The following is a 14,139-nucleotide window of genomic DNA, read 5'->3' on the forward strand; positions in this document are numbered from 1 at the left end:
AATAATTAAAAATAATAAATTATTAAAATACAAAACATTGTTAAAAACTTAATACTAAAACATTAGTAATTAATTAAACAATATTCATAATTTTCTTAATAATACTATATACTTTTTCATTAAAAAAGTTATAACATGAAAAGAAGCACATACTATCAAGCTTTCACTTCAAAAAATTAGAGAGAAAAAAAGGAATTCAAACATCCTTACACTAAAATCACCCAAACACTAGACCAAAAATAGAAAAAAACAACAGAAAAAACAAATCAAAAGAAAAACAATCAAATAAAATCTTCAAATCATAAAAAACACATTTAAAAAGTTTAAAACTAAAACACAAAAAATAGACCAAAAAACTAAAACAAAAACTAAAAAACATCTAAAACCATATCCAACAATCATAAACCTTTATTTTAATTATGGATAAACTCCTTTAAACTTCATAAATAAGTAAAATATAATTAATAATCGTGTAAATATTTTATACAATAATATGAAAAAATGTGATTATAATGGATAAAGCTAAGATTAACCAAACAAGAATATCTTCATGTTTTTGGTGAAAATATATTTATTGTATAAAAATATTATACTTTCGTATAAATAATTTATACATTATTTTTTTTATTTATGATTTGTATATATTAGTCCTTATCAATTAATCTTAATTTATTATTAAAATATAGTATTTCAATCTGATCCTGCCATTTTGACACCAGTTAACTTAGATGCTTCTAATGTTAATGATCTTAGATCTTCTTTTTCTATTTTACTAATATTTGTGTTTCCTGCTTGTTGGATAAGCATGCATGCTTCTTCGGTCATTGCGTTTATGTAATTAGCAAGTCCAATACCTGCTTTTTTGTAGTCTAATCTGTGTCTTAATTCTAGGTTTTGTGTTGCTATTCCTTTTCTACAAGTTCCAGAGTAACATACTTGACATACTCTACAACCAATAGATACTAAAGCTGCAGTACCTATGTAAATTGCATCAGCACCTAAAGCTATTGCTTTTGCTAAGTCAGGACCACTTCTAATTCCTCCAGCAGCTACTAAACTAACTTTTTCTCTTAAATTAACTTCTTTAAGAGCTTCATCTGCTTCAACAATTGAAGCAATTGTAGGTATTCCTGAGTGTTCAGTTACAACAGCAGGTCCTGCTCCAGTTCCGCCTTGCATACCATCTACTACAATTATATCAGCCCCACCTTTTGCAGCTATTTTTACATCATCTTTAACTCTTCCAGATGCAAATTTAACGATAATTGGAACTTTCCAGTCAGTGATTTCCCTAAGTTGAGATATTTTCATACTTAGATCTTCTGGACCAACAATATCCATGTGCCTTGCAGGGGAAAGGGCATCAGATCCTTCAGGTATCATTCTAATTTTAGAAACATCTGCAGTTACCTTTTCACCAAGTAAATGTCCACCCATTCCAGATTTCGCACCTTGACCTATTTTAATCTCTACAGCATCTGCATTGTTTAAGTATTCTGCAGATACACCAAATCGTCCAGAAGCATATTGAGCTATTAATTTATCAGCTAACTCTCTTTCTTCTTCTAACATCCCACCTTCACCAGTATTAGCAGCAGTTCCTGAAAGCGTTGAACCTAATGCTAGTGCCATTTTAGCTTCTTTACTTAAGGCACCGAATGACATTGCACCAATCATTATAGGAGTTTTTAGTTTTAAAGGATTTTCAGCATATCTGTCTCCTAAAGTTACTTTTGTAAAACATGGCTCCCTATATTTATCTAATGGAGGTCTGGAAACTTGTGCAGGTATTATTACTAAATCATCAAAAGTAGGAATATGTCTAACAGACCCCATACTTTTTATTTTATAAGAACCTTCAAGGGACTCCCTTTTGATTTCAAATAAATCATCATATGACCAAACATTTCTTGAATCACTTGCAACAGCATTTACATTAATGGCATTGTTTGGACACATTTCTTCACAAATTCTACAACCTACACACTTTTTTTGATGAACAGGATAAGGTTCATTGTTTATCATCCCATAAACATCATGTGGACAATTGTTATAACAAGAATAACATTCTGGACAAATAGCATCGTCCCTATTATCACATTTATACCAACAACATCCTGGACGATTAAACTCCCTCTTACACAAAACAGAATCTCTACTAACAGTATATGGCATTTTTACCCTCTTGTTGAATTATTTAAGTTAAGCCAAAAAAATATGTATTCTTAATCAGCACAATCGCAATCATTTTCGTCTTTTCCACCGTAAAATGGTCTTTTACTTTTAGGTATAATTTTTCTAAATTTAGTATAATCTTCTTCATCTAAATTAAATTCATAGCTAGAAAGAAGCTCTTTAAGTTCAAATTTGTCTTCATCATCTATTGGGACAAGATTAGCATTTTTTCCTAAGCTTTTTACATCCCCAAGTACATAGATAACTCCACGAATAATAGATTCCCCAGCATCTTCACCTAAATCACCAAGAACAACAATACGACCCCCCATCATGAATATTCCACTCATGAATCCAGAGTCTCCACCTACAATAATTGTTCCATTTTTCATTATTTCGCCAGTTCTGGCTCCAGCACCTTTTCTTACAACTATTGTTCCACCATAAATCCCTTGACCTACACCATCACCAGTGGTTCCCTCAATTATAATTTCGCCACCAGTCATATTATCTCCTGCAAACCATCCAGCATTACCAATGATCTTGATTTTAGCCTTATCATTCATAGTTCCAACAAAATAACCTGCAGACCCATTAATATCAATAGCTACATCATCAACCAATCCAGAAATAAGATAATGCATAGCATTCGGGTTTTTAATGACAATTTTATCATTAGAAATAGCTAGATTTTTAAGAGATTCATTAGCTTCACGTGGTGTCATCTTAGATACATCTATCTCAACTACTTTATCTACCATTTATTGATCCCCATAACAAATATAAATATTAATTAAATAATAATCAGCACCTTGATGATTAAATAACTAATTAAATAATAATTAAATAAAATTTAAATAATATATATATATATAACTAATTATTACAATGACAATCAAAGATTGTAATAATTAAATAAAATTTGAATTATAATTAAATTGAAATTATAATTAATTAATAATTAAATAATTTATAACTAAATCTAATAATTAAATTAAACTAAATAATTCATAATTAAACAGAATATAATTAAATTAAACTAAATTAATAACTAAATAATCCATAATTAAACAGAATATAATTAAATTAAACTAAATTAATAACTAAATCTCATAAACCCTAACTTCACCAGGAGAAATTTGTTCAATTTCATTAGTATCTATTACTTCACGAAGTGAAACCTCTTCAGATGCTATTGCAAAAACATTGTCTGTTTCTGCCATTACTCCAGGACGTAGCCCTAATCTATCTTTAGCTATTCCAATACCTTGTGGAGTTCCAATTATATATGAAAAAGGACCATCCATATCTTCTACAGAATGTTCTAATGATTCTTCTAAGGAGTAACCAGAGTTTAATTTATCAGCAATATAATGAACTAAACATTCAGTATCATTATTAGTTTCAAATACATGACCTTTACGTTCTAAAGGATCTCTTATCTTCCAATAATTTGTTATTTGCCCATTATGAACAACAGTAACATCTTTAATTATATAAGTTTGGAAAGGGTGTGCATGGTATCTATCTACATTACTTTCAGTAGAGAATCTTGTGTGACCAATAGCATGAGTCCCTTTAATTAAATTAGTATCATATCTCTTTGCAATATCTGATACAAGACCTACATCTTTTATCATTTCAAAAGAATGACTTCCATTTAAGACAATAACATCATCTAAATGATCAATAGTCATTATAAGAGGTTTTAATTCAGGAAAATCATTTAAAGCTATTTTACATCTGTAAATAAGAGTATTTTCAACAGAAGGTGTTATCTCATCGGATTCGATAGAAGTTACTGCATTAATAGTATTTTTAACATTATCAAGTAATCCTGGTTTATTAGCTACCTGAATATTAAGAATATATTCCTTTTCTTTTAAATCTAACCCTCCATAAATAGCAAATCCTGCAGAATCTGGACCTCTATGTTGAAGTGCATCAAGCATTTTAGTCATATCTTCTCCAACATTGTGTATTCTTTTATCTTTATAAACAATTCCCGCTATTCCACACATATTATAAAACCTCCCTTAAATAATATTCATGTAATCTTGTATCATTAGTTAATTCTGGATGAAAAGACAAAGCAATGTTCTTTCCTTGTTTAATAGCTATTATCTTATTATCAATTTCTGAAAGTATTTCTATTTTACTAGAATTTGATGAATCTACATTATATACTTTTTCTATTGCAGGTGCTCGTATAAAAACTCCTTGAAATTTATCACCTAAGATCTCAATTTCTTTCTCAAATGAGTCTTTCTGAGAACCAAAAGCATTTCGTTTAACTTCGTAATCCATTAAATTTAAAATAGGCTGATCATAGTCAACTTTTTTGGCCATTAACACCATGCCTGCACAAGTTCCAAAAATAGGAATATTTTGATTCTTTATTACTTCGCCAATCCCTCTTTCAGCTATTAACTTACCTATAACAGTGCTTTCACCACCAGAAATAATAATTCCGTCACAATTAGCTACTTCTTCAGCATATCTTACAGATTTAATCTCAAAATCAAGATTAGTCCTTTCAATAGCTATTTTCATCATGTCAAAATGTTCACTAACAGCACCTTGTAAGTTTAAAACACCTATAGTTTTCATGTGCACCCTTTAATTAATTAGTTAAGTTAATAAATAAAATCATGAAATTAATAAAAATTAGACTCAATTTTATAAAAATTTACATTACTATTACAACTGATTGAATCAAAAGTCAAAAAGAAGTGTTATAAAAAAGTCTATTTAATAAGTAGATAGTAATGGATAAAGAAATTACTTAATAATAATTATATTATTAAAATTTAACTAAGTATTAATAATATTCTATGAATATATTCCAACTAAAACATAATTTATCCATAATTATCCTTTTTTGTAGATGTTATGCAACATCTATAAACGCTACATTATTTAATATGAGCATATTAATATATAAATATAACTGAAATTAGATATAAAATACTTTAAAACATAGAAAAGTAGCTAAAAATAGTAAAAATGATCAACTTATTAATCATATACTAGACAAATAAATAAAAATTAAGAAAAAACCTTGGATAAAAAAAATTGGAAAATTTATTGGTTAGATTTGTTTAAGTTATCTATAGCCCATTTAGCTCCAGCTTTAACAAAACCACTTTCATCTTTAAGCAATTTTTCTAAAGGTTCAATAGCTCGAAGATCCTTTAGATTTCCTAAAGCCCAAGCAGCTGCTCCTCGAATTTTCCAATCATCACTATCTAAAATATTAATTAAAGGTTCAACAGCTGAATCTCCCATTCTGCTTAAGGCAGTTGATGCTTCTCTTCGTACTAATTTATTAGGATCTTTTAAAGTAGCTATTAATGGATCAATAGCTTTAGAATCTCCAATAAAACCTAAAACTTTAGCCACTCCTATTTTAATATCTTTACTTTTTTTAATTGTTAAAGCTTCAATTAAATAGTCAGTTGATTCATCTGACCTCAATTCAAGATCTGCAATAGCTTCTTCTTGAACAAACTCATCACTGTTACCTAAATCATCAATTAATTCATTTATATCTTTCGCCATGAAAAAACCTTCCTGTTGGTTAAATAATAAATTAGTTATTAAAATACTAGAATATTAAATAAAAACAAATTAAATTAATAAAATTAAGCATAATAGCTATTTAATTAATAATAATTTCTAATTAAATAATATTCAAATTTTATTTTAAGGTAATTTATCTATTAAATAATAAAATAATAAATCATTTATTACTTAATAATTATATCATATAATACATATATATTTTCGTATTACACAATGATTTGTATAATAAATATACTAATTTAATTAATCAGAAGTAATTTATAGTCAATGAGCTAAGACCTAATCAAACAAAAAACAGGAAAAATAATTGAAAACAATATCTAAAAATAAATAATAGCTGATTAATTGATAATTTTGTTGATAAGCATGATTAAGATTACAACAATACCTGGAGACGGTATAGGGCAAGAAGTAGTTGAATCAGGAATAACTCTTTTAGAATCATTAGATTTGAATCTTGAATTTATTGAAGCAAAGGCAGGAAAAGACTGTTTTGAAAAATGTGGAACTACTTTACCTGAAGAAACCATTAAAAAAGCTAAAAAAACAAAAGCAACAATGTTTGGAGCTATAACATCAGTTCCTGAGAAAAAAAGCCCGATAATTACTCTTAGAAAAGAATTGAATGCCTATGCAAATGTAAGACCAATAAAATCATTTGAAGGGATTAAATCATTATATAATGATATAGATTTCATTATTGTTCGAGAAAATACAGAAGGGATGTACTTCCAAAATGAAACCTGCGAAAAAAATGATATTGCTATAGCTGAAAGAGTAATTACTAAAAAAGCAAGTGAAAAAGTAATCAATTTTGCATTTAATAAAGCTAAAATAAATAACAGAAAGAAAGTGACTTGTGTTCATAAAGCCAATGTTTTGAAAAAAACCGATGGACTATTTAAAGAAACATTTTATAAAATAAGCAATAATTACCCAAAAATAGATGCCGAAGATTTCTATGTAGATGCAACAGCAATGTATCTTGTTATGAAACCTCAAATTTTTGATGTTATAGTAACAACAAATCTTTTTGGAGACATACTCTCAGATGAGGCAGCTGGTCTCGTTGGAGGATTAGGACTCGCACCCTCTGGAAATTTAGGAGATAAACACGGAATATTTGAGCCAATCCACGGTTCAGCACCAGATATCGCAGGGAAAAAAATAGCTAATCCAATAGCTATGATTCTATCAATGTCCATGATGCTAGAATTCCTGGGAGAAAAATATTACTCAGACAAAATAAACATAGCAACAGAAAATGTTATTAAAAAAAGAAAAAGTCTAACTCCTGATTTAGGAGGTAATGCTAAAACAATAGATGTTGTTAATGCAATTATTAAAGAAATACATGAAATAAAATAAAAAGAATAAAAAGAATAAAAAAAATAAGAGATAATTAAATAGACAAAAAATACAAGTTAAATAGTAAAAAATAAATAATAAATAATAATAAATTTATTTAGTGATCATAGTCCCTATACCTTTTTTTGTGAATACTTCAAGAAGTAAAGAATGTTTTATTCTACCATCAATAATATGAGCAGATTCTACACCATTTTCAATAGCTTTAACACAGGTTTCTATTTTAGGAATCATTCCTCCATTTATAACTCCTTTTTCAATCAAATTTTCAACTTCACTAATTTTAAGTTGTTTAATCAAGCTATTTGGGTCATTAGGGTCTTTTAAAAGTCCTGGAACATCAGTTAAAATTATTAGCTTTTCAGCATTAATTTCACTAGCTATTTCGCCAGATACCGTATCAGCATTAAGATTTAACGTGTTTCCATTAGAAGCAATTCCAATTGGAGATATAACTGGAATGTAATCATTTTCTGTAAGTAATTCCACGAGTTCAACATTAATTGAATCAATCTTACCAACTAAACCTAAATCTACTATTTGTTCTTCACCAGTATCATTATCTTTTATTTTATGAGGATCCTTTTTAGAAGCTATTATTAACTCACTATCTTTTCCAGAAATACCAATACCTTTTCCACCATGTACCCCCATCTTTGAAACAATATTAGTGTTTATTTTACCAACTAAAACCATTTTAACGATTTCCATAGTTTCTTCATCAGTAACTCTAAGACCTTTAATAAATTTAGGTTCTTTACCTAATTTATTCATAGATCTAGTTATTTCTGGACCTCCACCATGAACAACAACAGGTTCCATGCCTACATATTTCAAAAGAACAGTATCTCTAACTGTAGAAGACATAGATTCATCATCAATCATTGCATGTCCACCATACTTTATCATTACCTTTTTATTGTGAAATTCTTTTATAAATGGTAATGCTTCAACTAAAATATTAACTGTTTTCATAAAATCACTGAAATAGAATAATAAAATAAATTATTAAAAACAACAATGCATTAATATTAAGAATATTTAAGATTAAAATATTATATTAAGATTAAAAATTATATTTATAAAGTAATTATTTCATATTATATTTTTAATTATAGTTATATTAATAATACACATTTTATAAAATTTACTATCAAGTCAATAAATTATGATTTAAACATTATGTAGTATAATCTGCATTTATTTTAACATAATCATAGGTTAAATCACAACCATATGCAGTGGCAGTATGATTTCCATTAGATAAATCAACCAAAACGTAAATATATTTCTTTTTCATTGCTTTTTCAGCATTTTTAAGACTTTTTGTTCCTTCAAAACCTAAAACATTACCATTTTTTACTAAGTAAATTAAATTTTCATTATCATTAATACTATTGTTAATACTGTTATTAATACTATTATTATTAAAATTAATATTTTTAGAACCATTATTAATATTATTAATATTATGATTATTATTAATATTATGATTATTATTAATATTATTAATATTTATAAGGTCAAAATCATCAATGTTGATATCATCAGAACCAATAGCTATTGATATTTTTTTAGGATTGAAATCAGCCCCAGAATATCCAATAGCTGCTACAATTCTCCCCCAATTAGGATCTTCACCAAAAACAGCTGATTTTACAAGTGCTGATTTTACAACTGATTTAGATGCTAATTTAGCATCTTTTTCAGATCCAGCATTAATAACCTCAACTTCAAGGAATTTACTTGCACCTTCACCATCAAATGCCATTTTTTTCCCTAAATTTTTACATAAAACAGTTAATCCTTTTTGAAAAGCCTCATTAATCTCATTAACATTAACATCTAAATTAGAACTTCCATTAGCTATTAATATAACTTCATCATTAGTACTTTCATCCCCATCAACCACAACCATGTTAAAACTATCATCCACTGCTTTTTTTAAAGCTTTATTTAAATAATCTGAATTAGCTATTATATCTGTAGTAATGAAACATAGCATAGTTCCCATATTTGGAGATATCATACCAGTACCTTTACATATTCCCCCAATTCTAAATTTATCACCATTTTCTAATTGAACTTCAATTGCTGCTTCTTTATGAACTGTATCCGTTGTCATGATTGCTTTTGCAGCATTAGTTGAAGAGGATAAACCATCATCTAAATTATTTGCAGTTTTCTTAATCAATTTAGCCATTATCTCCATAGGTAGTCTCCTACCTATTACACCTGTAGATGCAATAGCTATTTCATTAGAAGAGATATTTAATTCATCAGCCACTAAATTAATCATGTCTTTACAGTCTGTTTCACCATCAAGACCAGTAAAGCAATTAGCATTTCCACTGTTTGCTACAATTGCTGATAATTTACCATTTTTTAATGTTTCACGAGTAGAAAGAACTGGTGCTGCTTTTATCTTGTTTGATGTAAAAACCCCTGTGGCATCACTGTTTTTAAAGGAAATTATACTAATTCCATACTTACCTTCTCTAAAACCTGCTGTTTTAACTCCCCGTATAGCACAAACACCACCATCAACGAAATTTATTTTAAAATTATTTGCACACATAAAATCACCTATAAATAAATTGAATATACTTAAGTTACTACAACTAACAATAAATAGCTATTTAGAAAATCATTAATAAACTCAACTATTGAAAATGAAATAATGATTAGTACTAATAATAGTAATAATAGTACTAATATTAAATTAATAGCAATACTAATATTAATAATATTTACAATAAAATAAGTAAACTAATAGCTAAATAGCTGATAAATAGTTAATAGATAAATAGTTAATAATCTATTAAAAATAGCTATCTAATATTTAAAGAAAATAAAATTGTTTAAATAATGAAATTAATAATCAAATTCATTATTTGATCGGTATTGACTGTAATTTTTTGATTCATAAGAATTATTAGAAGAATTGTTAATTACAGTTTCATTTGTGTCAAAATTAGCAAGGATTTCTTCATTATTTGGCGCATCATTACTAAGTATCTCTTGAGTTACATTTTCAGTAGTATTAAGTTCAACTACATCATTATGCGCGTCTACTCCAGAAATTCCCATAGATATCCCAATTCCAGACCCACATCCAAATGCAACCAATCCTATTATTAAAAATAAAACTAATTTTCCTTCATTTTTAGAATTCATGTTACCTCCGTTACCAATAGCTTAGTTAAATCTCATAAACCATTGATTTAAATATAATAACTCCACATTATCATTTTTGTTTTATTAATATTTTTAAGATTTTAATATAATTAATGAAATTACCTCCCTTGAAGAAGGATATCATAATTAACTTTTTATATGAGTAAACTCTTATATAATAGTAGTAGTAGAAAATAGCTAAATGAATATCAACAGATACATCAAAATAATCCAATACCAACATCTATATTGATTAATATCAATAAATACAATTATAATCAAAGATTTACTAACTAATTTAAATTTATAAATGAATCAGTTAATACAAATTAACTAATTTATATATTAATTAATGGATTGATTGAATTTCATGAGCACTATCAAATTTATGTATGATTAAATCAACACTAATACACAACAAATAATATAAATATATATTACATAACACCAACATGTATTATGTAATAGTATTATGTATTGATTGATAATAACATTTCTAACTATTTATATATTGTTAACTACTTATATACTTTGTTATATGTGTAAGTGTGTACACCCTGATATACTAAGAAATTTGTATTATCAAATGAACAATGGCTAAAATAAAAACAAAGTATCACACTTTAATCAATTAGAAAATTAGTAAATAATTACTTTTAAGAGGAAAAGTTGGATTATTATCAAAACTACTGAAAATATTCTAATTAAATAGACTTGAATAAAGAAAAACATCCTATGGTTAAATAATAAATTAATTTTAGAACATTAGTTAAAAAGAGTTAAAAAGATATTTCAAGCAATAAAGCACAGTGTATAATTTAAGAAGAAACAATACCAAATAAAGAATATATAAATAAATATTAATAAATTATAAAGAAAGAGTAAGTACATACATACACACATGAGTATAAAGACATATAATTAATTATACAAATAAATATGAAACTAAATAAATACATAATTGAGTACATAATTAGAAAAAAATATATATTTATTAATACAAGTTAAATTATATGGTAAAAAATGAAGAAGTTGATAGACTTTGGAAGCTATCAGAAAAATCAAGAATGAATATATCACTTCCAAAAGAATTAGCTGAATGGTTAGATGAAAACGCATCTATCAATTGGAGACTTGATAAGGGCGCACGATCAAAAGAAGTCACAAAAATACTTTTAGAAGCTAAAAGAATGACTGAAGAAAAAATTTAAAAAAAATAGTCAAAAAGTACACCATGTTTAATAAAATTGTATAAAACAAGGATAAATACAAAAATTAGATATAGATATAAAAATAAACACGACAACTCTTTTTTAACAATTGATTACAATATTTAATAGCTATTTAGAAATAAAGTAATATTGATAATATTTATTTGAGTAATAGTAATAATAAAAATGATATTAATAATAAATATTAGAAAATAATACTGGAAAATGATGATATATAAAATATCATTAAAAAATAGAAAAACAGTATTTTAAAAATTAATATAAAGATATTAATAGATAATTTAAGAAATTAATGCGTAAATAGCTGCTAAAATTACTGGAATAATTCCTAGTTGTCCAAAGCCGAATATTGCAAGAACATATGATACAATAAAGACAAATAAGAAAACACCTATTATTTTAGATTTTTTATTTAGGATAAAATTTAATATAGTTCTAATAAATTCAGAAGGAATATAATAAGAATAAACCCCATTAGCAAGCTCAAAAATGACTAATGATAATGAACCTTGGATTTTAATTTCATCTGCAAGTTGTGCTCGTTCTCCTGCCTCTCTTCTACTTTTACCAATTCCTGCTCTGATTTTAGCACCATTATTTAGGACAAACCATGCTGAATCAAGTCCTGCACGAATAGCTAAGTCTTTGCTTGGGAATTCTGCAATTAAATCATCACCACCTTGGCGATATCCTTCGATTTTACCATTACATTCTTGTTCTATGAATTTTTTAATACTTTCCATCAAGTCCACTAATTTATCTCTGCCATTTTTATTAATGAAGCTGGTTGAATCAACCATATCAATAAATAAGTAGTTTTTATTAATAGCTGAACTTCCTTCAGATTTAATGAATTTAGAATCAAGTACTAAAGCATATTCTCCACCTAACTTAGTAAATCCTATTCCTGGAACATTACCAACTTCTTTATTTAAGTTAATAGATCTCTCAATAGCTGCAGCTCCAGTCATTCCCACAGATGCTCTAACACTGATATTGTTATTTAACCCTATACCTACAAGTTGAATAGCTACTCTTATTGCATCATTTTTAGATAATAATCTTGAAACTATCTCAGTTGAGCTTTGTTCTACAATTTTTCCGTGTTCATTATGTATGATTTCAGAGAAGTGATTTATAATATTGTGGGGAGCAGATAATTCAATGTAAAGATAACGATCACTACCCATAATAATGTTACTTACAAGTGCGTATTCTTCAATCCTATTTTCAGCAGGTTTTAATTCATAGAATTTGTGGTTTTGAGGAATGTTTTCTGCACCAACATCTCGAAGCAGGTTATGAAAAATACTCTCTGTTGTTATTTCAGCTTTTTCTATTTCTAAAAGCATTGTTTTTGTGAAATTAAACATTTCAACATATTCAATTTCTAATGGAGTAGTTGGAAAATATTTAGTACCAATGCTGATAATCTCATATTTAGTTAATGCTTTGAAAATACTCCTAACTATCCTATTATTAGACATTGAGATTACCTCCTTTCTCTAAGAAAATTTCGTAATCTCCAGGTTTTTCAAGTAGCATATCAACCTTAACTGAAACAATTGGAAATTTCCATGACCCAATTCGTCCTGCAACAGTACTTGCAATATTACGAGAATTTTTCTTAATAAAAAGCTCATCATTAGTGTTTATTCTAATATTCACGTTATAGTAAGACTCTTCCTCTACTTCATCAGAATATATAATATTCAAATCAAATTTATCAGGTTTCATGAACAAATCATTTCTAACGGCTATCAATGGATTTTTATCTAAGTTTAATCTATCACCAATAGTAACAGAAATATTACCTGCATTTTTAACAGCCTCTTTATAGTTTTTAGGATTCACTAAAACAAAGATAACATAAGGTGCTGATGATTCAACATCATCAATCATATCTATTACTTTACCAAACATTGGTATTTTAGAAAAGACTCCTTCAATTTTATTACCAACACCAGATCTTTGCGATTTATCCATTCTAAGCAATGCTTCTTTAGTAATATTAAGTGGACTAAAGTCAATTTCATTTTTATCTGTATAAACCTCTCGACGATTGTTATCCAATTCAGATAATATATTGTCTGAAATTTTTTGAAGTATGTTTTTAACTTTTTTAGGCTTCTTAGTTTTACCTAAAATAATTCTATCATCCTTAAAAGAAAAAGGAATCCTCATATTATTAATATCATGAAATTCATCCCTAAATTCTCTAAACAAATCATTAGAAAGGATTTTAGCATTTTTTTCATTTGCAATATTAAGAATATATTGATCAGCATTATGTCCTGGTTTAACTTGTTCAATTGTTTTCTCTTCAAGCAGTTGGTTGTATTTGTCTTTATCATCAATCTCATGTTTTAATGATGCATCAGCTACAATGATGAATTCATTATTTTTCTGTTCTAATGCTTTCACTGCAGATAAGATATAATTTAATTTAGGTTTTGAATTTTCATCTCGTTTATAACTCGCTACATTAGATGCATCTATAACAACTTTCAAAATATCACCTACAATGACATTATTAAAGATTTAGGAACAAATCTCCTAAAAATTAAGTTTCCCATATATAAATCAATTTAATTAAAATAAT

At 27.0% G+C, this 14,139-nt stretch carries 12 protein-coding genes; 2 read left to right on the top strand and 10 right to left on the bottom strand.

Going from position 1 to position 14,139, the window contains the following annotated elements:
* Positions 1-690 precede the first annotated feature (690 nt).
* The 5 genes from MBFIL_RS03320 to MBFIL_RS03340 all read right to left on the bottom strand — a co-directional run bounded on the left by MBFIL_RS03320 (position 691) and on the right by MBFIL_RS03340 (position 5,736).
* Complete coding sequence (locus MBFIL_RS03320) at positions 691-2,175, bottom strand: glutamate synthase-related protein (protein WP_066971481.1); 1,485 nt, start codon at positions 2,173-2,175, stop codon at positions 691-693.
* Between the two features lie 50 nt (positions 2,176-2,225).
* Positions 2,226-2,936 carry a GltB/FmdC/FwdC-like GXGXG domain-containing protein gene (locus tag MBFIL_RS03325; protein WP_066971483.1) on the bottom strand — a complete coding sequence of 237 codons (711 nt, stop codon included), beginning with the start codon at positions 2,934-2,936 and terminating at the stop codon, positions 2,226-2,228.
* Positions 2,937-3,278: 342 nt separating this feature from the next.
* Complete coding sequence (locus MBFIL_RS03330) at positions 3,279-4,196, bottom strand: class II glutamine amidotransferase (protein ID WP_066971485.1); 918 nt, start codon at positions 4,194-4,196, stop codon at positions 3,279-3,281.
* A gap of 1 nt (position 4,197) precedes the next feature.
* A complete protein-coding gene (gene pdxT / locus MBFIL_RS03335) occupies positions 4,198-4,785 on the bottom strand; it encodes a pyridoxal 5'-phosphate synthase glutaminase subunit PdxT (protein ID WP_066971487.1) in 588 nt (195 codons plus the stop codon).
* Positions 4,786-5,259: 474 nt separating this feature from the next.
* Positions 5,260-5,736 carry a HEAT repeat domain-containing protein gene (locus tag MBFIL_RS03340; protein WP_066971489.1) on the bottom strand — a complete coding sequence of 159 codons (477 nt, stop codon included), beginning with the start codon at positions 5,734-5,736 and terminating at the stop codon, positions 5,260-5,262.
* 390 nt (positions 5,737-6,126) lie between these two features.
* Here MBFIL_RS03340 and aksF point away from each other — a divergent pair, with 390 nt between their 5' ends.
* Positions 6,127-7,128 carry a homoisocitrate dehydrogenase gene (aksF, locus tag MBFIL_RS03345; protein ID WP_066971492.1) on the top strand — a complete coding sequence of 334 codons (1,002 nt, stop codon included), beginning with the start codon at positions 6,127-6,129 and terminating at the stop codon, positions 7,126-7,128.
* 93 nt (positions 7,129-7,221) lie between these two features.
* Here aksF and argB read toward each other — a convergent pair whose 3' ends face one another.
* The 3 genes from argB to MBFIL_RS03360 form a co-directional block, all read right to left on the bottom strand.
* Positions 7,222-8,103: an acetylglutamate kinase gene (gene argB / locus MBFIL_RS03350; protein ID WP_066971494.1), complete on the bottom strand. Its 882-nt coding sequence runs from the start codon at positions 8,101-8,103 to the stop codon at positions 7,222-7,224.
* Positions 8,104-8,308: 205 nt separating this feature from the next.
* Positions 8,309-9,706: a bifunctional ornithine acetyltransferase/N-acetylglutamate synthase gene (gene argJ / locus MBFIL_RS03355; protein ID WP_066971496.1), complete on the bottom strand. Its 1,398-nt coding sequence runs from the start codon at positions 9,704-9,706 to the stop codon at positions 8,309-8,311.
* A gap of 296 nt (positions 9,707-10,002) precedes the next feature.
* Complete coding sequence (locus tag MBFIL_RS03360) at positions 10,003-10,305, bottom strand: hypothetical protein (protein WP_066971498.1); 303 nt, start codon at positions 10,303-10,305, stop codon at positions 10,003-10,005.
* A 1,067-nt stretch (positions 10,306-11,372) separates the two neighbouring features.
* On the opposite strand from MBFIL_RS03360, the gene MBFIL_RS03365 reads away from it, so the two are divergent.
* Positions 11,373-11,516, top strand: coding sequence for a hypothetical protein (locus tag MBFIL_RS03365; RefSeq protein ID WP_157078631.1), 144 nt, complete (start codon positions 11,373-11,375; stop codon positions 11,514-11,516).
* A gap of 302 nt (positions 11,517-11,818) precedes the next feature.
* On the opposite strand, the gene MBFIL_RS03370 is transcribed toward MBFIL_RS03365, so the two are convergent.
* Complete coding sequence (locus tag MBFIL_RS03370) at positions 11,819-13,024, bottom strand: hypothetical protein (protein ID WP_066971502.1); 1,206 nt, start codon at positions 13,022-13,024, stop codon at positions 11,819-11,821.
* A complete protein-coding gene (locus tag MBFIL_RS03375; RefSeq protein WP_066971504.1) occupies positions 13,017-14,048 on the bottom strand; it encodes an NYN domain-containing protein in 1,032 nt (343 codons plus the stop codon). Before MBFIL_RS03375 ends, MBFIL_RS03370 begins: the two co-directional genes overlap by 8 nt.
* Between the last annotated feature and the right edge of the window lie 91 nt (positions 14,049-14,139).

Source organism: Methanobrevibacter filiformis (genome assembly GCF_001639265.1).
GTDB lineage: Archaea > Methanobacteriota > Methanobacteria > Methanobacteriales > Methanobacteriaceae > Methanacia > Methanacia filiformis.